Origin of the sequence: Lentzea indica, assembly GCF_012184385.1 — a bacterium.
GTDB classification, from domain to species: domain Bacteria; phylum Actinomycetota; class Actinomycetes; order Mycobacteriales; family Pseudonocardiaceae; genus Lentzea; species Lentzea indica.
Map to the genome: position 1 here is coordinate 23163 of NZ_VSRL01000046.1, position 22658 is coordinate 45820.

The following is a 22658-nucleotide window of genomic DNA, read 5'->3' on the forward strand; positions in this document are numbered from 1 at the left end:
ACAGCTACCGGGCCCTGTGAGGACTTGCCCTCACAGGGCCTGGTGCGTGGTAGGAGGGGCACTCGACGATGAGCAGTTCCACGTCCGTACGGACGGACGATCCCCCCGCTGTGGTGCTCACAGGCATCACCAAGCGATTCCCCGGTGTGGTCGCCAACAGCGACGTCCACCTGACCGTCCGCCGCGGCGAGGTGCACGCGCTCTGCGGTGAGAACGGCGCGGGCAAGTCCACCCTGATGAAGATCCTCTACGGCATGCAGCCGCCGGACGAGGGCACCATCGAGGTGAGCGGTGAGCAGGTGCGGTTCCGCACGCCCGCCGACGCCATCAAGGCCGGCATCGGCATGGTGCACCAGCACTTCATGCTCGCCGACAACCTCACCGTCCAGGAGAACGTGGTCCTGGGCGCCGAGGCTCTGCACGGCATCGGCCAGAAGGCCCGCAGGCGCATCATGAGCTGTCGGGCAAGACCGGGCTCAACGTCGACCCCGGTGTGCTGGTCGAACAGCTCGGTGTCGCCGACCGGCAGCGCGTCGAGATCCTCAAGGTGCTCTACCGCGGTGCCAAGGTGATCATCCTGGACGAGCCGACCGCCGTGCTCGTGCCGCAGGAGGTCAACGAGCTCTTCGACACCGTCCGCGGCATGCAGGAGCAGGGCTACACGTTCCTGTTCATCTCGCACAAGCTCGACGAGGTCCGCGCGATCGCGGACTCGGTCACGGTGATCCGCCGCGGCACGACCGTGGGCAGCGCGGACCCGAAGACCGTGTCGTCGCGCCAGCTCGCCGAGATGATGGTCGGCAGCGAGCTCCCCAGCCCGGAGACCCGCGAGTCCACCGTCACCGACAAGGTCGTGCTCGACGTCAAGGGCCTGCGCCTGCTCACCCCCGACGGTTCGCGACCGATCATCGACGACGTGGACCTGGTGGTCCGTTCCGGCGAGGTCGTCGGCATCGCCGGTGTCGAGGGCAACGGCCAGACCGAGCTCGTCGAGACGATCATGGGCATGCGCAAGGCAGGCGGCGGCACGATCACGTTGCTGGACAAGGACCTCACCAAGCTGGGCACACTCGCCCGGCGCGAGGCGGGCATCGGCTACATCCCGGAGGACCGCCACCGCCACGGCCTGCTGCTCACGCAACCCCTTTGGTACAACCGGATCCTCGGCTACCAGACGCGCAAGCCGACGGCCAGGGGCATCTGGCTCGACACGGACGGCGCCAAGAAGGACACCGAGCGGATCGTCGCCGACTTCGACGTCCGCACGCCCGGCATCGACGCATTGGCTGCCGCGCTCTCCGGTGGTAACCAGCAGAAGCTCGTCGTTGGCCGAGAACTGTCCGGCAATCCGGTACTGCTGATCGCCTCGCACCCGACCCGCGGTGTCGACGTCGGCGCGCAGGCGCTGATCTGGGACGAGATCAAGCACGCCCGTGCCGCCGGTCTCGCGGTGCTGCTGATCTCCGCCGACCTGGACGAGCTGATCGGCCTCTCGGACACCATCAAGGTCATGCTGCGCGGACGCCTGGTGGCCGACGCCGACCCGAACACCGTCACGCCCGAGGACCTCGGCAGTGCGATGACCGGTGCGGGCAGCACGAGCGCGGCGGTCCAGGAGACCGCTGTCGTTGAGGAAGGCGAGAACTGATGGGACACCTGCGCGGCAAACTCCTGCCGCCCGCGTTGGCGATCGTCTTCTCCATGCTGCTGTGCGGCGTCGCGCTCGTCATCTCCGGCGCGAACCCGCTCAGCGCGTTCGGTGCGATGGCGACACAGGTCGGCAAGGGCACGACGTTCGTCGACATCCTCAACTCGACGGGCATCTACTACATCGCGGCGCTCGCGGTGGCGATCGGGTTCCAGATGAACCTGTTCAACATCGGTGTCGAGGGCCAGTACCGCGTCGCGGCGGTCATCGCCGCGGTCGTCGGCGGCTCGATCGCACTGCCGCCGGGCATCCACACGCTGGTGATCATCATCGTGGCGGCGATCGCCGGTGCGGCCTGGGCCGCGATCCCCGCGATCCTCAAGGTGACCCGAGGCGTCAACGAGGTCATCTCGACGATCATGATGAACGGCCTCGCGATCGGCCTGTCCGCGTACCTGATCCGCCGTGACGTCTTCGGTGAGCTGCGGGGCAACAACATCCGCACGCCGGAGATCCCGGAGAGCGGCTGGATGCCCGGCATCACGTTCGGGGGCGCCGGCACGATGTTCGGCTTCATCTTCGTGGCCATCGCACTCGGCGTCGGCTACTGGATCATGATGAACCGCACCCGTTTCGGCTTCGAGCTGCGCGCGTCCGGTGAGTCCTCCACCGCCGCGTCTGCCGGTGGTGTGAACGCCAAGAAGATGGTGCTGGTCGCGATGCTGCTCTCCGGAGCCATCGCCGGCCTGATCTCGCTGCCGGAAATGCTCGGCCGCGACCACACGTTCAGCCTGAACTTCACCGCGGGCATCGGGTTCTCCGGCATCGCGATCGCGCTGCTCGGCCGCAACCACCCCGGTGGCATCGCGTTCGGCGCGCTGCTGTGGGCGTTCCTGGACAAGTCGGGCCTCGCGCTCGACAACGTCGGTGTGCCAAGGGAGATCGTCACCATCATGCAGGGCTCGATCGTGCTGTCGGTCGTCGTCGCGTACGAGGTCGTGCGCCGCTTCGAACTGGCCGCGGAACAGCGTCGCGTCGGCCGTGAGCTCGGAACCGTCCCGGAGGTGGCCGCATGATCACGACGATGGAGGAGAAGCCCCACGTCCCAGCGGCGCCTCGCAAGAGGAAGCTGCCGGGCTGGGCGATCGGCATGGTCGGTGTCGCCGGCGCGATCGCGTTGCTGTCGATCACCTCGATGCAGACCGGGTTCCCGCAGCTCACCTCGTCCGGCACGACCCAGACCGCGGTCCGCCTGGCGCTGCCGATCCTGCTCGCCGGCCTCGGCGGCCTGTGGGCGGAACGCGCCGGCGTGGTCAACATCGGCCTCGAAGGCATGATGATCATGGGCACCTGGGGCGCGGCGTGGGCCGGCTACCAGTGGGGTCCGTGGGCGGCTTTGGTCGCGGCCGTCGTGTTCGGTGCGCTGGGCGGTCTGCTGCACGCGATCGCCACCGTCACGTTCGGCGTCAACCACATCGTCTCCGGTGTGGCGATCAACCTGCTCGGCGCCGGCCTGACGAAGTACCTGTCGACGCTGGTCTTCCAGCCGTTGTCGCACAACCCGCGCCAGTCACCGCCGGTCACGCCGTTCGAAACGTACTCGGCGGCGGGCCTCGCGGACTGGCTCGGCGAGCTGGAGGCAGGGCAGCGCCTGTTCATCTCCGACGTCGCGGGCATCCTGCGCGGCCTGGTCACCGGCGTCTCGCCGTTGACGATGCTGACGATCCTGCTCGTGCCGCTCTCGTACTACCTGCTCTGGCGCACCCGCTTCGGCCTGCGCCTGCGCTCGGTCGGCGAGAACCCGTACGCGGCGGACTCGCTGGGCGTGAAGGTGTACTTCCACAAGTACGTCGCCGTGATCGTCTCCGGTGGCCTCGCCGGCCTGGGTGGCGCCGCACTGGTGCTCAACCCCGGCCAGCTGTCCTATCTGGAGGGTCAGACCGGCGGCCGCGGCTTCATCGGCCTGGCCGCGATGATCTTCGGCAACTGGCGGCCCGGCGGGTTGCTGGGCGGCGCGGCTCTGTTCGGCTACGCCGACGGCCTGCAGCTGCGTTCCGGCGGCGACACGGTGCTGGCGCTGGTCTACGGCGTCGTGCTGCTGCTCGGCGTGATCGTGGTGTGGCAGCTGATCCGGCGCAAGTGGTTCTCGGCGGCGGCCGCGATCGCCGTGGCCGTGCTGCTGTACCTGCTCTACATCAGCCTCGACGAGATCCCCGGCGAGTTCGTCTCCTACGCCCCGCACATGGTGACGCTGGCCGTGCTGGCCGTGGCGTCGCAGCGGCTGCGAATGCCGGCCGCAGACGGTCTGGTCTACCGCCGTGGCTGAGATCGACTGGGACCTGCTCAGGGCACGGGCAGTGGAAGCGGCATCGCTCGCCCACTGCCCGTACTCCGGGCTTCAGGTGGGTTCCGCCGCGTTGTGCGATGACGGCCGCATCGTTGTGGGCTGCAACGTCGAGAACGCCTCGTACGGGGTCGGTCTCTGCGCCGAGTGCACGATGGCGGGCCAGCTGCGGCTGACCGGCGGCGGTCGTTTCGTCGCCGTCGCCTGCCGCAGCGGCTCCGGCGAACTGCTGATGCCCTGTGGTCGTTGCCGTCAGGTGATCTACGAGTTCGGCGGCCGTGAGTGCCTGGTCGACACCCCGCGCGGCCCGTTGCCGATGTCCGAGGTGTTGCCGGACGCGTTCGGGCCGGAGGACCTGCCATGAGCTTTTCCGCTGTCGACGTCATTCGCGCCAAGCGCGACGGCCTCGTCCTGTCCGACGAGCAGATCGACTGGGTGATCGACGCCTACACCCGTGGCGCGGTCGCGGACGAGCAGATGTCCGCGCTGGCCATGGCGATCTTCTTCAACGGCATGACCGCCGCGGAGACGGCGCGCTGGACCCAGGCGATGATCTCGTCTGGCGAGCGGTTGTCGTTGCATGTGGATCGCCCGACCGTGGACAAGCACTCGACCGGTGGTGTCGGCGACAAGATCACGCTGCCGCTGGCCCCGCTGGTTGCGGCTTGCGGGGCTGCGGTGCCGCAGCTGTCCGGGCGCGGGCTCGGGCACACCGGCGGGACGCTGGACAAGCTGGAGTCGATTCCCGGGTGGCGGGCAGCACTGTCCACTTCGGAGATTCTTTCTCAGCTGTCTTCGGTTGGTGCGGTGGTTTGTGCTGCCACCGAAGGGCTTGCTCCTGCTGACCGCAAGCTCTACGCGTTGCGGGACGTCACGGGGACCGTCGAGGCGATTCCGCTGATCGCGTCTTCGATCATGTCGAAGAAGATCGCGGAGGGTGCCGAGTCGCTGGTTCTGGACGTGAAGGTCGGTTCCGGGGCCTTCATGAAGGATCTGTCGTCCGCTCGTGCCCTTGCTGAGGCGTTGGTGGTCATCGGCGTTGAGCACGGGGTGCGGATTTCGGCTCTGTTGACCGACATGTCGGTGCCTCTTGGTCGTGCGGTTGGCAATGCGGTCGAGGTGGCCGAGTCCGTTGACGTGTTGCGCGGTGGCGGGCCTGCCGATGTCGTCGAGCTGACCGTGGCGCTGGCGTCGGAAATGCTGTCCCTGGCCGGGATTTCGGCTGATCCTGCCGCTGTTCTCGCTTCTGGTGAGGCTTACGAGGTGTGGGCTCGGATGATCCGGGCCCAGGGCGGCGATCCGGACGCCACCCTGCCCGTTGCCGCTCACAAGCACGTGGTCTCGGCGCCTGCTTCGGGTGTTCTGTCCACTTTGGACGCTTACGGTGTCGGGGTGGCCGCGTGGAGGCTCGGTGCCGGGCGGGCGCGCAAGGAGGATCCGGTGCAGGCGGGGGCCGGTGTGATGTGCCTGGCCAAGCCCGGTGACGTGGTGGAGGCCGGGCAGCCGTTGCTGGAGCTGTACACCGACACCCCGGATGCCGTTTCCGGTGCGCTGCAAGCGTTGGAAGGCGCCTACTCGGTTTCCGACTCCGCTGTGGAGCGGTCGCCGCTGGTGATCGACACCATCCGGGGCTAGGGCCTAACCGACGAGCGTCCCCGCCAGCGGCGCGCGGTCCTGCTTCCACACCACGCACAGCACCTCCTGGCGGCCAGGAGTGGTGGGGTCGTTCCACGCCTGCCACTCCTGCTGCGTCGGCACCAGCGCCGTGAACCCGAGTGCCTCCTTGGACCGGGACGCGGTGGCCTGGAACTGCTCGTTGCAGTACTTCCTGCCGAAGTCGGCGAGCCAGTCCTTGCCGGGGTAGGCGACGGTCTTGGGCTGGTCCCAGAGAGGCGTCGCGGCGGAGAAGAGCTGGATGCCGTGCGGCTTGTCGCACGGCACGCTCGCGAGCACCGGTGAGCCCTGGGTGAGGAAGTCCTTCGCGCACTCCGTGCCGGTGAGGTTCCACTGCGTCACGTCGCCACCGCGGCCGTACGTGGCGATCCGCCGGGACGGCAGCGGAGCGCCGATCGGCAGCGGCGCGGTGTCGGTGCTCCACTCGGTGGAGTTCGCCGAGGTCGGGGTGCCGCTGGTGGTGGGTGAGCCGGCGGCTGAGGTGTTCTTCGGCTTGAAGGCCTGGTAACCGGCGAACGCGGCACCCGCGAGCACCACGACACCCAACGCCACGGCGGCGACCCGAACGGCCGTGTTCTTCTTCTTGCGCGGCAACGGAACCGGCGCGGTGCCCTGGACGATGGCGGTCAGCATGCCCCGCGCCTGGGACGCGGTCAGGCGCCGCGCCGGGTCCACGGTCAGCAGTCCGCGGATGACCTCGGCCAGCGCGAGTGAGGCCAGCCGCAGCACCGGCGGCTCGTTCATGATCGCGTGCAGCGTCGACGCGGTGGACGTGCGTTCGAACGGGCTGATGCCTTCGACCGCGTGCGCCATCGTGACGCCGAGCGCCCACAGATCGGACGCGGGTGAGGCCTCCCAGCCGCTCAGCCGGTCCGGCGACATGTACGCGGGTGAGCCGACGATTCCGCCGTTGGTGGTGAGCCTGGGGTCGTCCATCGCCTGGGCGATGCCGAAGTCGGTGAGCTTCACGGCGCCGTCCGGGCGCACCATGATGTTGCTGGGCTTGACGTCCCGGTGCACGATGCCGGCCGCGTGCGCGGTCTCCAGCGCTCCCAGCACCTGCAACGCCACGCCTGCCATCCACACCGAGTCGCGTGGCCCGTGCCGCTCGACGACGGTGGCGAGGTCGGACGCGTCGACCAGCTCCATCGCGAGATAGGTGCGTCCGTTCTCGCGGACGATGTCGTAGACAGTCACCACGGCGGGGTGGTTCAGCCTGCCCGCGGTCCGCGCCTCGCGGAGCATGCGCTCCTCGAGCACGTTGCGTTCCTCGGCGGCGATGCCCTGTGGCGGGTGCAGCTCCTTGAGCGCGACCGCGCGGCCGAGCAGCTGGTCCTGGGCACGCCACACGACGCCCATCGCACCGCGGCCGAGCTCGGCGAGCAGTGCGTAGCGGTTGGCGATGAGTCGCTGTTGCACGAACTATCCCTCCTGGACGCACCCGGATTCCGGCGAGCATATCGACGGTCGTGTGAGCGCTCTCTTCATGGTCACGTCTGTCGCGGGGCACAGGTTCACCACCGACGAAGAACGGCCCCGGAGCAGCAGCTCCGGGGCCGTTCAAGAGATCAGACCGAGGCGATCAGGCGCCCTCGGCCGCCAGGTCGTCGTCGTCCATGTCCTTGCCACCGTTGACCGGCTTGGCACCGTTCTTGCGGGTGCGGCGCTGCGGGCGAGGCAGGGCGGTGGGCGGCGGGGGAGGCGTGGGCGAGCCGCCGCCGAGGATGAGCTCGGCGAAGGTGGCCATGGCCTCGTCCAGCTGGCCGCCGATGCGGAGCTCCGACTCCTGGTTCGACTTGCGGACCAGGGACTGCAGGGCGTCGGAGTCCGGGCGGGCCGCGACGGTCTCGCTGACCTTGGACAGGCTCGCGTCGACCGTGCCGCCGAGCTCGGAGATGCGGGTCGCGAAGTCGTCCTCGACCTTGTCCAGGCGGTCGGTCATGGTGTCGAGCTTCGAGGTGACCTGCTCCAAGCGGCCGGCGAGAGCCTCGAGGCGGTCGGCTGCGTCGACCTGGTCGCGGGACTGCTCGATCGCCGCGTACAGGGCGGTGCGGGCCTCGTCCAGCTTGCCGTTGACGGCGTCGCGGGTGTCGGCGACGGCCGACGTCAGCTCGGTGCGGGTCTCGGCCAGCGAGCCGGCGAGCGAGTCGCGGGTCTCCGCCACGACGCCCGCCAGCTCGCCGCGGGTCTCCGCCACGGCGCCGGACAGCTCGGTGCGGGTCTCGGCGAGCGACGAGGCCAGCTGGTTGTGGCGGTCGGTGACGGTGGACACCAGCTTCTCGCGGCTGTCGGTGATCGCGCCGGCCAGCTCCCACGGCTGTCGGCCGATCGCGGCGACCAGCTCTGCGCGGGCGGCGGCCAGGGAGGTCGCGGGACTCGTCGGCGCGGCCGTGCAGGCCCGAGAAGGACTCCGCGAGGATCTTCTGCAGGGCCTCGCGGGTGCCGTCGAGGTGCTCGTGCACGCCCTCGTCGACCTCGTCGAGGCGGCCGCGCAGGGCGGCTTCGAGGGCCTCGATGCGCTCGCGCAGCGGGTTGGTGACGGCGCCGGGGATCGAGTCGACCTTGCCGTCCTGCTTGTCGAGGTGGCCGTCGAGGTCGTCGATGCGCTTGTGGATGCTGGCGAGCTTGTCCTCGAGGCCGTCCATCCGGCCGGCGACGCCCTCGAAGCGGCCGGCGACGCCGTCGAGGCGGCCGTCCAGCTGGGCGAAGGGCTTGGCGAGCTTGTCCACCAGGGAGTCGACGGCGCGACCGATGTCCGCGACCGCGTTGTCCTGGGCCTCCAGCTTGGCGAGGGCCTCGTCGAGGCGCTCCGCGAGGACGCTGACCTCGGTGCGGTCCGGCAGCTCCGACAGGCGCTTGCGAACCGAACCCAGCGACTCCAGAGGCGACATTCGGGCGTGGATCTCGTCCAGCGCGTCGAAGATCTGCTGCTGCTCGCTCTCACGGATCTCCGCGGCGCGCGTGAGCATGTTGCGCATCCGATCGAAGGACATCGTGGAGTTGTTGTTCTCTGTCACGGCTGAGTGCCTTCGTCCAGGGGAGGGGGAGACCACGGGAGCCTATCCGCGTCACGGCACGTGTCTGTACCACCCCCGCCAGAAAACGGCCGGGCGCGGACGGGCGACTGGCCCGATCAGGCTACTCGATTGGTATGAACGCCAAGTTACTGGCCGGAAGCGTCCGATTGCGACCGGTGATGTTCCTACCTTGGGGTGACTCAAGCGCGCGAGTGGTTGCAGAAAGTTGCTGATCACGGATCGGCAACATCCGTGAACCGACAAACGATCATAGCGGGAGCAAGATCATTTTGGCCAGCGCTGAAGCGGCGTGTCGCCTGAAGTAACGTGTAGCAATGTCCACGCCGCTTACCTTGGAGTCCATCCGCAGCGCGCCGAAGGTGCTGCTGCACGACCACCTCGACGGTGGCCTCCGCCCGCAGACGGTGATCGAACTCGCCGATGCCTCCGGCTACCAGGGCCTGCCCACCACAGACGCGGGCGTGCTCGGCGGCTGGTTCCGTGACAACGCCAACTCCGGGTCGCTCGTGCGATACCTGGAAGGCTTTGCCCACACGTGCGGTGTCATGCAGGACGAGGCCGCGCTCGTCCGCGTCGCCGCCGAGGCCGTCGAGGACCTCGCCGCCGACGGCGTCGTCTACGCCGAGATCCGCTACGCCCCCGAGCTGAACATCGAGAAGGGCCTCTCGCTGGAGCAGGTCGTCGAGGCCGTCCAGGAGGGCTTCCGCCTCGGCGAGCAGCGCGTCGCCGCGACCGGCCGCAAGATCCGCATCGGCACCCTGCTGTGCGCCATGCGCCAGAACGAGGGCTGGCTGCGCATCGCCGAACTGGCCGTCCGCTACCGCGACCTCGGCGTCGTCGGCTTCGACATCGCGGGCCCGGAGGCCGGCTTCCCTCCCACCAGGGGCCTCGACACCTTCGAGTACCTGCGCCAGCAGAACACGCACTTCACCATCCACGCAGGTGAGGCGTTCGGCCTGCCGTCCATCTGGGAGGCCATCCAGCACTGCGGCGCCGAACGTCTCGGCCACGGCGTGCGGATCGTCGACGACATCAAGGTCTCCGGCGACGGCACCGTCCAGCTGGGCCGCCTGGCCGCCTACGTCCGCGACCGCCGCATCCCGCTGGAGATGTGCCCGACCTCGAACCTGCAGACCGGTGCCGCGGCCACCATCGCCGACCACCCGATCGGCCTGCTGGCCAAGCTGCGGTTCCGCGTCACCGTCAACACCGACAACCGCCTGATGAGCGACTGCACGCTCTCCAGCGAGTTCGCCGCGCTGGCGGACACGTTCGGGTACGGGTGGGCGGACCTGCAGTGGTTCACGATCAACGCCATGAAGTCGGCGTTCATCGGGTTCGACGAGCGGCTGGCGATCATCAACGAGCTGATCAAGCCGGGTTACGCGGCTCTCACCGCTTAGCTCACAGCTACCGAGTCCGTTGAGCACCAACAAAAACGGGCCACCCAAGCTGGGTGGCCCGTTGTCGTGAGAGAGTCAGTTGGTGTTGAGCCGGTCCTCGAACTTCGCCTGCAGCTCGCGGAACGCGGCCACCTCGGCGTCGTAGGGGGCGGACGGCGCGAGGCGCGTCGGGTCGGGCGACACGACGAACGACACCAGCCAGCCCAGCGACTCGGACGAGGCCAGCGCGTCCTTCACGGACTCGTCCTCCGCCCACTCGGCCGCGTCCTCGAACAGTTCGACGGCGAGGTCGAGCTGCTGCGGGTCGAGGGAGTCGGGGCCCTCCTCCATGTCCTCGGCGATGCCGGTCAGCACGTAGACGTTGTCCTCGTCCACGTCGACCTCGAGCTCACCCGCGGTGGCCTTGACCTTGACGTCGTTCCAGGTCTCGACCTCGGCGAGGTCGTGCTCGTCGTTCTCGGCGACGAAACGGCTCAGGCCGCGGTGCGAGGTGAACACCTCGATCTTGCCGCGGCGGCCCAGGAACACCGGGTCGTCGCCGAGGTAGCAGCGCAGCGTGTAGAACTCGCCGGCGGACGTGATGATCTTGATCGGGTCGATGCCGACCTCGGCCCAGAAACCGGTGGGCGCGGCCTTCTCCTCGTCGGAGTCTTCCTCGTCCGAGTCGTCGGCGGCGGCAGCCGCGGTCGCTTCCTCCAGCGCGGTGAGCTCCTCCTGCGCGACGGCGAGCTCCTTCTCCGGGACCTCCGGCGTGTTCACCACGCTGTCGATCGCGTCGAGGACCTCGTCCCACTTCTCGGAGACGACCTCGGACAGCTCGTCCCACAGCTTGGCGCCGTCACGGCCGCTGAACGGCAGCGTGCCCTGCGGAAGCAGCGAGAAGCCCTCCGCGGAGTCGAGCACCTCGTGGACCTTCTCCAGGTCGCAGACGTCCGCGAGCGCGCGCACGATCGCGATGACGTCGGCGAGCTCACCGATCGTCCAGGTGTCCGGGTCCTCCGCGATCAGCTCGGGCACGCCGACGAGGTCGAACTGGTGGTTGTCGTCCGGCGAGAGGTCCGCGACGCCCAGCGACGGCACGATCGGCCACGCGGGGTGATCGGTGAGGTCGTGCTCCTCGGCGGTGCGCACGAACGCGGCGAGGTGCGCGGCGTCGGGGAAGACGAACAGGTCCTCCTCGTCGCCGAGGAACGCCTCCCACTCCTCGCCCTTCTCGCGCCAGCGGGGTGCCCACAGCGTGACGACGTCACCCTGCGTCAGCCCCAGCTCGATGGGGACGATGTCCTGCGCCATCCTGACCTCCCGGTCACGCCTGCCTGATGCCGTGGGCGAGCCTAACGGTGCTGATCACCGGCGCCCAAAGGGGTTCTCGAAGAACGCGTCCTCGTCTGGGTCATCGAGGATAGGCGTCCTGGGTCGCCGCTCCGCAGGCGCCTCGGGAGCTGCGGATTTCGGCGGTACGACGGGGTTCCACGTCGACCGGAAGGGTGAGTCGCCGGCAATGGACTCGACGTCGATCGCCATGCCGTCACCGAGCGCCAGCGCCATCCTGTTGAAGCTCGTCTGCACGGCAGCGTTCGTCGCGAGCCGCGCGGTCTCGGTGACCACCTCGCCGACCGCTTGCGGACCCTGGTTCAGCAACGCCGGGTGCAGGTGCACAGCCTTGAGCTCGCCCTTCGCGGACGCCGTCACCCTGCAGAGCCCGTTCGGGTGCTCGACCGTCTCGACGGTGACCGCGAGGTCGCGCTGGAGCTGCTCGACGGCCTGCATGCGTTCCTCGTTCACCGCCGCCACCCGAACTCGTCTTCGTCGCTGCCGCGCTTGAGCCCCATGGCGGTCAGCTCCTGCGTGTCGACCACGCGTTCCAGCGACTGGTGCAGCCTGGTGTTCGCGTTGCGCTGCGCCTTCTCGGCGATGCGCATGATCTCGGCGGCCAGCCCTTGCGGGCCCATCCGCAGTGCCGCGGCGCTCACCGTGATCTGCTGCGGCGGACCGCCGGGCGTCGCGACCACCGTCACCGCACCGTCCGGTGAGGACGCTCGTCCCGTGATGGGACCGCTGCGCGTGACGTGCTCCGACACGGCCTGCTCGACATCGCGCACCTTCCGCGCGGCGCGCTCGACGTCGTCGTCCACCTGATCACCCCCCTACTACGACAGTGTGCCGCATGATCATGCGTTCGGTCGTGCAGTTCACGCCTCGACAGCGGTTTCCAGCAGCGTGGTCAGTTCGCTGGCCACGTTGTCGAGCGGATCGATGCTGCGCTGGGCCCGGCACATCGCGACGGCACCTTCCGCGGCGGCGACGACGAGCTGGGCCAGGCTCTTCGCACGCCCTGCCGCGACGCCGTGGTCCTGGAGCGAGTTTTCGAGCTGTCCCGACCAGGTCCTGAACGCCTCGGCGGCAGCGGCCAGCGCGTCCGCACTGGCGGTCTCCTCGATGGACACCGCGAGCACGGGACAGCCGGCCTGGAAGTCGGTCTCGGTGACGATCTGCCGCCACAGCCCGAAGAACGCCTTCAGCCCGTCGACCGGTCCTTTGCGGAGCTTCGCCGCGAGCACTTTCGACACGGTGTCCCCCGCCCACCGGACCGCCTCGGTCGCGAGCTGGTTCTTGCCGCCGGGGAAGTAGTGGTACGTCGAGCCGAGCGGCGTGCCCGCGTGCTTCGCGACCTCCCGGATGCTCGTCGCGTTGAGCCCGCGCCGCCGGATCATGTCGGCCGCTCCTGTGACGATCTGCTCTCGGGACATGTCTTGCCTCTCTGGCTATAACGCTCGTCATAGGATAGCGTCCGCCTGGGTTTATAACAGTCGTCATAGATCGGAGTTCGCCATGCCGATGATCGAGCTGACCGCTCCGGCGGGATCGCTGACCGACGCGGGCCGCAAGAGCGTGCAGCGGGACCTGGCCGCGCTGCTGCTGAAGTGGGAGGGCGCCCCGGACAACGAGTTCTTCCGCTCGGTGGCGTGGACCTACCTGCACGAACTGCCCGCGGGCGCGCAGACGACCGCCGAGGACGACGCGCCGCGGTTCCGGGTGGACGTCCGGGTTCCCGCGGGTGCGCTGTCCGATCGGCGCAAGGCCGGCCTGGTGCGGGAGGCGACCGCGCTGGTGCTCGACGCGGCCGGGTTGGGGGAGGCCGACGTCATGCGGGTGTGGGTGCTCATCCACGAGCAGGCGGAGGGGACCTGGGGCGCGGGCGGGCAGATCGTGCGGTTCGCCGAGTTGCGTGAGCTTGCGGCGAAGTCCGCCGATGGCGTGAGCTGACCTCGCCCAGGCAAAATCGCGTGGCGTGCTTGGGACGAGCGCACCTGCCCGACGCGTTGGAACTGGCGGCGTCCGGACAGGTGGCGCCGGAGCGGGTGGTGTCCGGGGTGTTCGACCGGGAGCAGCTGCCGGAGGTGTTGCCGGAGCGGCATCTCAAGCCGGTGTTCACTCGCTAGGGTCGGCCCATGACTGATCCCCGGGATGTCGTGGTCGCGTTGCTTCGAGCCACCGAGAGCGGTGATCCCGAGGAGGTCGTGCGCCACATGGCCGACGACGTCGTGTGGCAGAACGTGCCGTTGCCTCCCGCACGGGGCAAGGCCACCGTGGCCAAGCAGTTGCGGGCCATGCACAGGTCGTCCAGGACGTCGAGGTGCGGATCCACAACATCGCGGCCAACGGTGACGTTGTGCTCACCGAGCGGACCGACGTGATCGGGCGCGGGGCGTGGCAGGCCGAGTTCTGGGTTTGTGGCACGTTCGTGGTGTGCGACGGGAAGGTCGTGCTGTGGCGTGACTACTACGACAACGCCACGTTCGTCTTCGCATGTCTGAAGGGCTTGGTCCGAGCGGGCATCAAGACCGCCCGGACCAGGCTTCAGCCCGTCGGCCGGTAGAAGCCGTAGAACGACATTCCGCTGTTGGTGGTGCGGATCTTGCCGACCTGCACAGGGTCGCCGGCCTCGACCATCTGCCCGTTGCCGATCACCATCGCCACGTGCCCGTCCCACACCACGAGGTCGCCGGGCAGCAGCTGGTCCGGCGGCACCGACGCGCCCATGGCCTGCGACGACGCCGGACGCGGGATGTCGAAGCCGGCGTTCTTGTACGCCCACTGCGTCAGCCCGGAGCAGTCCGTGCCCTGAGGCGGGTTCGCCCCACCCCACACGTACGGCGTTCCCAGCGCCGACAACGCGTTCCGCACGGCCTTGGCCGCGGTTTCGTTCGGCGCCTCGGCACTGCTGCCGTCTGGCAGGTTCACGCCGACGCCGGTGCCCGGCTGCGGCGGAATCGCAACGGGGAGCCGAGGCCCGAACCGCCGCCACCGCCACCTCCTCCACCGCCGCCACCCGAGCCGCCGCCTCCACCGCCGCTTCCGCTCCCACCACCGGAGCCCGAACCGGAACCGGATCCGGTCGAGTCCTGCTTCGGAGAGTCGGAAGCACTGGACACAGCGGTGGTGCCCTCGTCGCCGCCGAGCGGCTCGCCCAGCTTCCCCAGAGCACCCGCGTCAGGCTTCTGCAGCCCGTTCAGCTGACCGACCAGCTGCGTGAGCTGGTCACGCACCTTCTGCAGTTCGGCGGAGGTCTTGCCCTGGTAACCGGAAGCCATCCCGGCGAGGTCGGCGAGAGCGGCCAGCACCACGCCGGGCCCTGCCACCAGCGACGCGGCGACGGCGGCGGCGAGCTTCGGCGTCGCTTTCGAGGTGAACTCGTCGATCAGACCCTGGATCGCCGTCCGGCCGCCGGTCACCGCGGAAACGCCGGTGGAAGCCACGGTCTTGAAGACGGAAGCGTTGGAGGACAACGTGTTCGCGGCCGCGGTGAAGGTGGCGACACGGCTCGTGAAGGCGTTGGCCTTCTCCCCGGACCAGGTGTTCAGCACGGCGGTGGAAGCCGAGGCGTGCCGCGACCCCAGGTCCGTGAGTGCGGTCTGCGCACGACCGAAGGCGTCTCCGGCACGTGTGGCGCCACCGGTGTCGCCGTCCAGCTTGGCCAGGTCTTCCTTCATGGGCGCGATGAACGCGCTCAGGAGCCCTTCGACGCTCATGCACGCGCCGCCTTGTCCATCGAGGCCTTGTTCGCCTCTTCCTGGGCGATGTAGGCCTCACGCGCCTTGGAGACGGCGGTGCCGAGGCCGGAAAGTCCGGTGGACGCGGCCTTCAGGGCGTCGAGCTGTGCCCATGCGGCGGTCTGGAAGGCGGCGTTGAGGCCCACCTCGTTGCCGATCTTGCCGAAGCAGTCGCCAGGCAGGGACGTGGTGCCGTTCAACGTGCCGGTGCCGACCGTGCCCACTTCGCTCGCCAGACCGCTCACCGCCGACGCGTAGCCGGTCAAGGCGTCGAGGTCGACCTTGAGACCCTGTTCCGCCATCTGAAAGCTCTTCCCCCAGTAGTGACCTGTTCGTCTTGATCCTGCCCCGATGGGCGGTACCTCGCCCGTCGTTCCGCCAAGATCATGGAACTGTGGGTGTGATCGAGCACTGGAACCGGATCCTGGCATGGCTGGCTGAGCACGCTCCGGCCACCCGCGCCGTGCTGCGTCCGAGGTACGACGCGCTGCCGGAGCTTCGGGTTCCGACCGACCTCCAGATGTGGTGGAGCGTCTACGGCGGCACGGGAGAGGGCCTGTACGCCGAGATCCTGCCGCCCTTCTACACGCCGCTGGGCGCCGATCGCGCGTTCGTGCTCAGAGACACCTACGTGAGCAAGCCCGTGGACGCCTCGGAGGCGGGCTCGCCGGCCACCGGTTTCCACCCCGAGTGGCTGCCGATCGCGTTCGACGGCACGGGTGACGTCCTCGCGGTGGACCTGAGGCCAGGTGTGCTGCGGGGCTGCGTGGTCGAGTGGGACCAGGAGCGCAACGAGATGACCAAGCCGGAGTGGGCGTCGATCGTCGAGATGTTCGACCAGGTCGCGACGGCCCTGGAGACGCGCACCGTGGTCGGGCACTGCTTCCCCGAGGTCAACTCCGCCGGCGAGCTGGGCTGGCGCACTAGCTGACCGGTTCGAGCACGCGCAGCGCTTCCAGGCCGTTGACGATCTGTTCGACACCGAGCGCCGCGAGCAGGATGCCGAGCACCCGCACCAGCACCCACGCGTAGGTCACCTTCACGTACCGCATCGCGATCCCGAGCACCGCGATCGCGGCCAGGTCGAGCGCGATCACCGCGGCGAAGGCTCCTGCCAGCACGAACGTCACCTGTACCGACTGCGTGTCCGCGAGCAGGAACAGGTAGGCCAGCGCCACCGGGTTCGCGTAGTACGCGGTCGCCAGCTCGTGCGTGCCGCCGGTCTCGTCGTGGCTCGGCTCCTGTTTGCGGCCGAGCACGAGATCGAGCGCGTGCACGAACAGGATCACGCCGCTGGCCAGCAGCAGGGCGCCGTCGCTGATGTGGAAGAGGGAGAGCAACAGTCTTCCCGCCGCCACCACGAACAGCCCGACACCCAGGGCGATGGCGCTGGAGGTGAGCGCCACCCGCCATCTTGTGCGGGAGTCGGCGCCCTCCGTGTCCATCAGGAACGCCAGCAGGATCTTCGGCGGACCGGCGACGGCGACGAGGATGCTGAACGCCTCCACGAACTTCATGACTTCAATGATCAAGCCGCCGGACCTGCTCCGCGACTCACCTCACGCCGGCGAGCGAACGCTGCGGTACGGCGGCGGCGGTCTTCACGCGGGCGTAGACCTTGACGGCGGCGAGAGCTCCGAGCCAGCCGAGCGCGGTGCCGGTGGTATTGGTGATCAGGTCGTCGACGTCGAAGATCCGGTTGGCCCACATGAGCTGCGAGCCCTCGATCAGCAGCGAGACGCCGTAGCCGATCAGCGCGGCCTGGCCGATAGTGCGCTTGCCCCAGAGCATCAGCATCGCGCCGAGCGGCACGAACAGCAGCACGTTGAGCGTCATCTGGTCGAACGCGATCTGACCGTCGCGGAAGGTGTCGGCGATCCACTGGAACGGAACCAGCTGCACGGCCTGGCGCGGTGGGACGGTCTGCATCGGCAGGAACGTCGCCGCGAACAGCATGCTCGCGTAGACGGTGATGGTGCCGCTGCGGAAGGTCAGTTGACGAAACAACAGCTGCGGAAGCAGGAAAACGACCGACAGGAAAAGGCCCCACTGGATGCTCGCGAGCTGTGCATTCGTCATGAATCCAAGTTAGGAAAATGGCCTTCAGTGCACATCGCGCTGAAGGCCATTTCCATCCTCGTACTTCTGGCCGAGTGTTACTCGGCCGCGTAATCCCGCGGGCTGATGCCCCGTAGTACCGGGCCGCACGCCAGCGCTGCGACCAGCGCAACCACGAGGCCAACGCCCACCGGGGCGACCACCCACGGGGTGATGGGCATTTCGCCGTGGCCCACCAGTCCGCGTGCCAGAGTGAGCAATCCGAGGCCTACAACAATGCCCGCGCCGCACGCCGCGAGTGTGACTGCGAACACTGGCAGCATCACTTCTCGCCGCAATGCGTGACCCAGCACACGAATCGGAGTTCCTGCCGCGATCAACGCACCGAAAGTGCGCCTGCGGTCGATCACCGACCCTGCCGCGGACACCGCCGCGCCGATGCCGCCGAGCACCGCCGCGATCGACAGCCCGATGACCGTTGCCCGCTGCAGATCGTCCATCAGCGTGCTGCCCCACAGCTCCCGCAGCTCGCCGTCCACCAGCCGCACGCCCGGCAGCGTGCCGATCAACGCGGTGTGCACGGCGTCGCGGTTCTCCGGTGTGGTTGGCACGCCGACCATCGACACCTTGCCCGCCATCGTCGGCAGCAGGTCGGCGTCGACGACCACCTGAACCCGGCTGGTGCCCTCGAACGGCCGGGTCTCGTACTGCGCGGGCAGCTTCGCGGTCACCGAGTCGTGCGGTCCCATCGACTCGAACACATCGCCCTGCAACGGCGCCGACGCGTAGACGGCGGGGCCTGGCCGACAGGTGAGGCCGGTGAGCAGTTCGGCCACGTCAGCGCACCTGCCGACGATGACGTAGCTTCCGTCGTCGCTCTTGTCGCCGGTGCTCACCTTGCCCTCCAGCATCGTGACGATCGGTGCGGAGGTGGCCAGGCGCAGCGGCGTGACGTCGTGCGTCACCTGCTCCGCGACGATCGCGTTCTCGTTCCAGGTCCCGTCGCGGTAGGGCACCTGGCTTTCCAGTCCCGGCAACATCGTCAGCGCCATCGAACCGGTGAAGACCGCGATCACCACACCGGCCGAGCCGCGGAAGGCCGCCACCGGGTCACCGGAGAGCCGCCGGCCGGCCAGCAACGTCGACGGGGTGCGCCACCGTCCGACGAAGAACCTGCCGACCCACGCCGTCAACACCGGTCCCGCCAGCACCAGCGCGAACGCCACCGCGCCGAGGCCGAGGAGCACCACGGTGAACTGGCTGTCGCCGCCGGCTTCCTGCGCGTACAGGATGCCGAGGAAGAACACACCCATCGCGCCGGCGATCGTGAGCAGCCGCCATGACCGCACCTTGCGCTTCTCCTCCGCCGAGAGCGGCCGGTTCACCACGCGTCGCAGTCCCATGATCGCCGCCGTGATCACCAGCACCGGTGCGAGCACGGCCACCGCCGCCACGACCGCCGGTGCGGGCACGAAGTCGCCCGGATACCAGGTTCCGCCCTCCCACGGGACCTTGGCGGTGATGTGGCTGAACGGCTGAGCCAGCACCACACCCAGCACGCTGCCGGCCACCGCGCCGATCGCGGTCTCCACGGCCGTCATGATCACGACCTGTCGTGGGCTGGCACCGGCGAGCCTCAAGGCGGCCAGTCGCCGTTCCCGTTTCGCCGCGGTCAACCTTGCCGCCGATGCGACCAGCACCAGGCACGGCACCACGAGAACGACCAGGCCAACGCGGGTGAGCAGGTAGAGCATGCCGTGGTAGTCGTCGCGGTACGAGCCGCTGCCGCCCTCCAGACCTGGCGCCGGGAAGCCGTTCTCGACCTTGTCGTGGCCGATGATCGCGACGAGCTCGCCGGGGAACTTCAGCGCTTCCGGCCCGAGCTCGCCGATCAGCCTGCCGGGGAAGCGGTTGCCGAGCTTCTCCGCGGGCGTGGTGCGTACCAGGTCCGCGAGTGCGGGGGACAGCAGCACCTCGCCCGCTTCCGGGAACTTGGTGATGCCGGCCGCGACCTTGATGCCGCCCTGCTCGTTGCGTGCGACGTCGAAGCGTTCGATGAGCTTGCCGTCGTAGGAATCCCGGTTCATCGCAACGGAAATGGCGCCCTTGTCGCTTTGGCCCACGACGTCGCGCCACGCGGTGCGGTCCGCTCGCGCCTGAAGGCCGTTCGGTGCCGCGACGAGCCACAGCACCAGCGACACCGCGATCATCACGCCGAGCGCGACCAGCACGGTCGCAACCTGGCTGCGACGATCCCTGCGCAGCACCGCGAGAGCGATCCTCACGCGGACACCCCCGCGGCGATGCGTCCGTCCTGGATCTCGACGACCCTGAGCGCCCGGTCCGCGATCGCCTTGTCGTGCGTCACGATCACGACGGCCGCGTTGGTCTCCTCCGCGGCCTGCAAGAGGGCGGTCATCATCTCTTGGCCGGTGCGCGTGTCGAGGGCACCGGTCGGTTCGTCCGCGAAGATCACGCGTGGCCGGTGCGCCAGGGCTCGCGCGATCGCCACCCGTTGCGCCTGCCCGCCGGACAGCTCGCCGGGCCGCCGCTTCTCCATGCCCTGCAGGCCGAGGCGCGTCAGCCACAGCCGCGCCGCGCCGAGCGACTCCTCGCGCGAACCACCGGCGAGCAGCATCGGCAGCGCCGCGTTCTCCTCGGCGGTCAGCTCGGCCACGAGCATGCCCGACTGGAACACGAAGCCGAACGCCGTCCGCCGCAACGCGCTGCGCCCCGTCTCGTTCAGCTCGCCGATCGCGCGCCCGTCGAGGAACACCTCGCCGCCGTCGGCGCGCAGGATTCCGGACAGCACGTGCAGCAGCGTCGTCTTGCCGGAGCCGGACGGACCGACGACCGCCAGCACGTCCCCGGCCTTGATGTCGATGTCCACCCCGGCGAGGGCGTGCACTTCGCCGTAGGTCTTGACCAGGCCACGAGCGGCCAGAACCGAATTCATGCCTTTGAAGGTGCCCGTCGCGGGCTCTCGAAACCTCGGCCTTAACGACACACCGGATCAGCCGGATGACCGAGGCCGTAGGGGTGTGATGGTCCTACCGTTGTCTGCCGTGGACAGTCATCGGGGCCAATGGCCGATCGCCGCCGCTCTCGCGCTGCTGATGCTCGGCGAGCTAGTGCTGATGAACGGGCCGGGCAGCGCGGAGGCGCTGGTGTGGCTGCTCAGCGTGCCGCCGTGCATCGCGGCCGTCACCTCGTTCAAGTCACGTGCCTTCACCATCCCGGTGACGGTGGCGTCGGTCTTCGTGTCGTCGTTCGTCATCCGGCTCTTCCACGTGAACCTGCCCACGCTCCTGAGCCCGCTGACCGTTGCGGAGACCGCGGCGTGCCTGGTCCTCACGGCCGTCATCGTGCGCGAGGAGCCGCGCCGCGCCGCCACGTGGTCGGTGGGCTCGCTGATGGCCGTGAGCTTCTTCGCCGCCATCGTGCGGGACAACTGGCTGTCGAGCAGCAACTACAACGAGATGCTCGGCTCGCTCGTGCTGGGCTTCATGGCGGTCGGCACCGGCCTGTACTTCCGCGCCCGCGACACCGAGAGTGGCCGGCTGATCGCGGCCGCGGTCACCGACGCCCAGAAGGAAGAACGGATCGCGCTGGCCCGCGAGCTGCACGACGTGGTCGCGCACTACGTGACCGCGATCGTCGTGCAGGCTCAGGCCGCGCTGGAGGTCTCCGACGACGACCCGCGGGCCGCGCACCGGTTGTTGCCGGGCATCGTGCGATCAGGCACCGAAGCGCTGGGGGCCATGCGGCGCCTGGTCGGCACGTTGCGGCAGGGCGAGAACGACGACGCCGCCACGACCGACCTGGCCGCGGACGTCATCTCCACCGTCGAACGCACCCGTGAGCTGGGCTTCGAGACCCGGCTCCGCATCGACCTGCCCGACGAGGTGCCACCGGAGCTGGGCCGCTCGGTGCTGCGCCTGGTCCAGGAGTCGCTCACCAACGTGCACAAACACGCGCAGGGCCCCACCATGATCGACGTGGAGATCGCCAGGACGCCTGCTGGAGCCTTGCGCGTGATCGTCGCCGACGACGGCCGGCCGGGTGAGCTGAACCAGGGCGGCTACGGTCTCGTAGGCATGCGTGAGAGGGTCGACCTGCTGGGTGGCCTGTTCTCGGCGGGTCCGCGTGAGAACGGCTGGCAGGTGCTCGCCGAGCTACCCCTGGAAGGGAAGAAGTGATCTCGGTCCTCATCGCCGACGACCAGGAGATGGTCCGCGTCGGGTTTCGGATGATCTTGGAGAAGCAGCCGGACATCACTGTCGTCGCTGACGTCGCGGACGGCATTTCGGCTGTGACCGCCGCTCGTGAGCTCAACCCGGACGTGGCTCTTCTGGACATCCGGATGCCGGGGCTGGACGGGCTGGAGGTCACCAAGAAACTCTCCGGCTCCACCAAGGTCGTCGTCGTGACCACGTTCGATCTGGACGAGTACGTGCACACGGCGCTGGAGAACGGGGCTTCCGGGTTTCTGACCAAGGACGCTGGGCCGGCTTTGCTCGTTGAGGCTGTTCGGGCTGCGGCTCAGGGGAATGCTTTGATCTCTCCCCAGGTGACTGTGCGGATGTTGGAGCACTTTGCTCGGCCTGCTTCTCGGCCGGATCTTGGGTTGTTGACCGCTCGGGAGCAGGATGTTGTTCGGGAGGTGGCTCGGGGGCTCTCCAATCAGGAGATCGCTTCTGAGCTTTACCTTTCGTTGTCCACCGTTAAGACGCATTTGGCTTCGGTGCAGACCAAGTTGAACGTTCGGAATCGGGTGGGGATTGCTTCTTGGGCTTGGCGGGCTGGGTTGGTCAATTCCTGAGTGCTGTTGGGAGTGCGCCTCGGTTGCGGTTGGCGCGTCGGTTGCGGTGGCCGTCTCCCGGTTTCGTTGGCGGCTGCCGGTTTGTTGTCCGTAGGTGGGTTCCGTTGCGTTGTTAGCTGGCGGTTGCTTGCGTTTTCCTGGGGCTCCGCCCCAGGGTTCCGGCAATGTCGTGTCCGCCGTTTGGACGTAGGACGGGCACGGCGTCCTAGTTGATCATGAGAGTGTCTAAGTCACATGGTCTTCTGGGAGTGCCGTGCCCGCCGTGTCATCCTGCCCGATTCCGGCTGTGCTGGATCGGCTGGCCCCCGTCGCCGCTGCTGTTGATCGGGTCGCTGACCTGAGGGAGTTCGTGGCCGGGGTGCCGGATCCGCGGCGCCGGCGGGGCGTGCGGCATTCGCTGGCGTCGATCTTGCTGGTGGCGGCGTCGGCGGTGGCCGCGGGCGCGCGGTCGTTCACCGCGATCGGGGAATGGGCCGCGGACGCCCCCAGCAGGTACTCGCGCTGCTCGGGGTCCGTCAGATCACCGTCCACTTGGCACGGAGCACATCACCACCGCGATGCGGACAGGCGCGCGGTACGTCGCGAGTTCGCCGCTCTTCCGGCGGGTGCTGGCACGG

Annotated in this window: 26 protein-coding genes and 2 pseudogenes; 14 read left to right on the forward strand and 14 right to left on the reverse strand. The window is 68.8% G+C overall.

Annotated elements, in window-relative coordinates; all coding sequences use genetic code 11:
- Window positions 1–68: 68 nt before the first annotated feature.
- From FXN61_RS15540 to FXN61_RS15560, 5 genes and pseudogenes are all read left to right on the forward strand, one after another.
- Window positions 69–1648 (forward strand): annotated as a pseudogene (locus FXN61_RS15540) (ABC transporter ATP-binding protein).
- Entirely contained in the window at window positions 1648–2724 is a 1077-nt protein-coding gene (locus FXN61_RS15545; RefSeq protein WP_167974526.1) for an ABC transporter permease, read from the forward strand. The pseudogene FXN61_RS15540 and the gene FXN61_RS15545 overlap by 1 nt, the downstream one beginning before the upstream one ends.
- Window positions 2721–3974 (forward strand): ABC transporter permease, encoded by a 1254-nt coding sequence (locus tag FXN61_RS15550; RefSeq protein WP_167974528.1) that lies wholly within the window; start codon window positions 2721–2723, stop codon window positions 3972–3974. Before FXN61_RS15545 ends, FXN61_RS15550 begins: the two co-directional genes overlap by 4 nt.
- Entirely contained in the window at window positions 3967–4356 is a 390-nt protein-coding gene (locus FXN61_RS15555) for a cytidine deaminase (protein WP_167974531.1), read from the forward strand. Before FXN61_RS15550 ends, FXN61_RS15555 begins: the two co-directional genes overlap by 8 nt.
- On the forward strand, window positions 4353–5627 hold the full coding sequence (locus tag FXN61_RS15560; protein ID WP_167974533.1) for a thymidine phosphorylase: 1275 nt from the start codon (window positions 4353–4355) through the stop codon (window positions 5625–5627). Before FXN61_RS15555 ends, FXN61_RS15560 begins: the two co-directional genes overlap by 4 nt.
- A gap of 3 nt (window positions 5628–5630) precedes the next feature.
- Here FXN61_RS15560 and FXN61_RS50705 read toward each other — a convergent pair whose 3' ends face one another.
- From FXN61_RS50705 to FXN61_RS52160, 3 genes and pseudogenes are all read right to left on the reverse strand, one after another.
- Complete coding sequence (locus FXN61_RS50705) at window positions 5631–7085, reverse strand: serine/threonine-protein kinase (RefSeq protein ID WP_312877759.1); 1455 nt, start codon at window positions 7083–7085, stop codon at window positions 5631–5633.
- Between the two features lie 163 nt (window positions 7086–7248).
- Complete coding sequence (locus FXN61_RS15570; protein WP_167974535.1) at window positions 7249–7938, reverse strand: apolipoprotein A1/A4/E family protein; 690 nt, start codon at window positions 7936–7938, stop codon at window positions 7249–7251.
- Between the two features lie 204 nt (window positions 7939–8142).
- A pseudogene (locus FXN61_RS52160) lies at window positions 8143–8644 on the reverse strand (hypothetical protein); the annotation flags it as partial.
- Between the two features lie 374 nt (window positions 8645–9018).
- Here FXN61_RS52160 and FXN61_RS15580 point away from each other — a divergent pair.
- Complete coding sequence (locus FXN61_RS15580) at window positions 9019–10107, forward strand: adenosine deaminase (RefSeq protein WP_167974538.1); 1089 nt, start codon at window positions 9019–9021, stop codon at window positions 10105–10107.
- A 75-nt stretch (window positions 10108–10182) separates the two neighbouring features.
- Here FXN61_RS15580 and FXN61_RS15585 read toward each other — a convergent pair whose 3' ends face one another.
- The 4 genes from FXN61_RS15585 to FXN61_RS15600 are packed head-to-tail and all read right to left on the reverse strand — an operon-like array spanning window position 10183 to window position 12857.
- A complete protein-coding gene (locus FXN61_RS15585) occupies window positions 10183–11400 on the reverse strand; it encodes a SatS C-terminal domain-containing protein (RefSeq protein ID WP_167974541.1) in 1218 nt (405 codons plus the stop codon).
- Window positions 11401–11454: 54 nt separating this feature from the next.
- Window positions 11455–11892: a YbaB/EbfC family nucleoid-associated protein gene (locus tag FXN61_RS15590; protein WP_167974543.1), complete on the reverse strand. Its 438-nt coding sequence runs from the start codon at window positions 11890–11892 to the stop codon at window positions 11455–11457.
- Entirely contained in the window at window positions 11889–12242 is a 354-nt protein-coding gene (locus FXN61_RS15595) for a YbaB/EbfC family nucleoid-associated protein (RefSeq protein ID WP_167974545.1), read from the reverse strand. Before FXN61_RS15595 ends, FXN61_RS15590 begins: the two co-directional genes overlap by 4 nt.
- A 57-nt stretch (window positions 12243–12299) precedes the next feature.
- Window positions 12300–12857, reverse strand: a complete 558-nt coding sequence (locus tag FXN61_RS15600; RefSeq protein ID WP_167974547.1) for a TetR/AcrR family transcriptional regulator — start codon at window positions 12855–12857, stop codon at window positions 12300–12302.
- 82 nt (window positions 12858–12939) lie between these two features.
- On the opposite strand from FXN61_RS15600, the gene FXN61_RS15605 reads away from it, so the two are divergent.
- From FXN61_RS15605 to FXN61_RS55360, 4 genes are read left to right on the forward strand one after another with little or no spacing between them, the layout of a single operon-like run.
- Complete coding sequence (locus FXN61_RS15605) at window positions 12940–13374, forward strand: tautomerase family protein (RefSeq protein ID WP_167974549.1); 435 nt, start codon at window positions 12940–12942, stop codon at window positions 13372–13374.
- A gap of 29 nt (window positions 13375–13403) precedes the next feature.
- Entirely contained in the window at window positions 13404–13550 is a 147-nt protein-coding gene (locus FXN61_RS15610; RefSeq protein ID WP_246291588.1) for a hypothetical protein, read from the forward strand.
- 9 nt (window positions 13551–13559) lie between these two features.
- Window positions 13560–13805 (forward strand): nuclear transport factor 2 family protein, encoded by a 246-nt coding sequence (locus tag FXN61_RS55355; RefSeq protein ID WP_312877760.1) that lies wholly within the window; start codon window positions 13560–13562, stop codon window positions 13803–13805.
- Window positions 13745–13987, forward strand: a complete 243-nt coding sequence (locus FXN61_RS55360) for a limonene-1,2-epoxide hydrolase family protein (protein ID WP_312877761.1) — start codon at window positions 13745–13747, stop codon at window positions 13985–13987. The genes FXN61_RS55355 and FXN61_RS55360 overlap by 61 nt, the downstream gene beginning before the upstream one ends.
- On the opposite strand, the gene FXN61_RS56345 is transcribed toward FXN61_RS55360, so the two are convergent.
- From FXN61_RS56345 to FXN61_RS15630, 3 genes are read right to left on the reverse strand one after another with little or no spacing between them, the layout of a single operon-like run.
- Complete coding sequence (locus FXN61_RS56345; protein ID WP_376770654.1) at window positions 13969–14352, reverse strand: C40 family peptidase; 384 nt, start codon at window positions 14350–14352, stop codon at window positions 13969–13971. The two genes, FXN61_RS55360 and FXN61_RS56345, sit on opposite strands and share 19 nt — an antisense overlap.
- On the reverse strand, window positions 14349–15140 hold the full coding sequence (locus tag FXN61_RS50125; RefSeq protein WP_376770655.1) for a hypothetical protein: 792 nt from the start codon (window positions 15138–15140) through the stop codon (window positions 14349–14351). Before FXN61_RS50125 ends, FXN61_RS56345 begins: the two co-directional genes overlap by 4 nt.
- On the reverse strand, window positions 15137–15463 hold the full coding sequence (locus FXN61_RS15630; protein WP_167974551.1) for a type VII secretion target: 327 nt from the start codon (window positions 15461–15463) through the stop codon (window positions 15137–15139). The genes FXN61_RS50125 and FXN61_RS15630 overlap by 4 nt, the downstream gene beginning before the upstream one ends.
- 92 nt (window positions 15464–15555) lie before the next feature.
- Between FXN61_RS15630 and FXN61_RS15635 the strand changes: the two genes are divergently transcribed.
- The gene (locus tag FXN61_RS15635) at window positions 15556–16092 is read left to right on the forward strand and encodes an SMI1/KNR4 family protein (protein WP_223165453.1); all 537 of its coding nucleotides are present in this window, start codon (window positions 15556–15558) and stop codon (window positions 16090–16092) included.
- Here the strand turns inward: FXN61_RS15635 and FXN61_RS15640 are convergent.
- The 4 genes from FXN61_RS15640 to FXN61_RS15655 form a co-directional block, all read right to left on the reverse strand.
- Window positions 16085–16678, reverse strand: coding sequence for a MarC family protein (locus FXN61_RS15640; protein WP_167974555.1), 594 nt, complete (start codon window positions 16676–16678; stop codon window positions 16085–16087). The two genes, FXN61_RS15635 and FXN61_RS15640, sit on opposite strands and share 8 nt — an antisense overlap.
- A 37-nt stretch (window positions 16679–16715) precedes the next feature.
- Window positions 16716–17240: a VanZ family protein gene (locus tag FXN61_RS15645; RefSeq protein WP_167974557.1), complete on the reverse strand. Its 525-nt coding sequence runs from the start codon at window positions 17238–17240 to the stop codon at window positions 16716–16718.
- 77 nt (window positions 17241–17317) lie between these two features.
- Complete coding sequence (locus FXN61_RS15650) at window positions 17318–19504, reverse strand: FtsX-like permease family protein (protein WP_167974560.1); 2187 nt, start codon at window positions 19502–19504, stop codon at window positions 17318–17320.
- Window positions 19501–20175: an ABC transporter ATP-binding protein gene (locus FXN61_RS15655; protein WP_167974562.1), complete on the reverse strand. Its 675-nt coding sequence runs from the start codon at window positions 20173–20175 to the stop codon at window positions 19501–19503. The genes FXN61_RS15650 and FXN61_RS15655 overlap by 4 nt, the downstream gene beginning before the upstream one ends.
- Before the next feature lie 109 nt (window positions 20176–20284).
- Here FXN61_RS15655 and FXN61_RS15660 point away from each other — a divergent pair, with 109 nt between their 5' ends.
- The 3 genes from FXN61_RS15660 to FXN61_RS52165 all read left to right on the forward strand — a co-directional run.
- Window positions 20285–21418 carry a sensor histidine kinase gene (locus FXN61_RS15660; RefSeq protein WP_312877763.1) on the forward strand — a complete coding sequence of 378 codons (1134 nt, stop codon included), beginning with the start codon at window positions 20285–20287 and terminating at the stop codon, window positions 21416–21418.
- Window positions 21415–22041, forward strand: coding sequence for a response regulator (locus tag FXN61_RS15665; protein ID WP_167974566.1), 627 nt, complete (start codon window positions 21415–21417; stop codon window positions 22039–22041). The genes FXN61_RS15660 and FXN61_RS15665 overlap by 4 nt, the downstream gene beginning before the upstream one ends.
- 253 nt (window positions 22042–22294) lie before the next feature.
- Window positions 22295–22658, forward strand: a 364-nt coding sequence (locus FXN61_RS52165) for a transposase family protein (RefSeq protein WP_376770656.1), incomplete at its 3' end; no start/stop codon positions are given.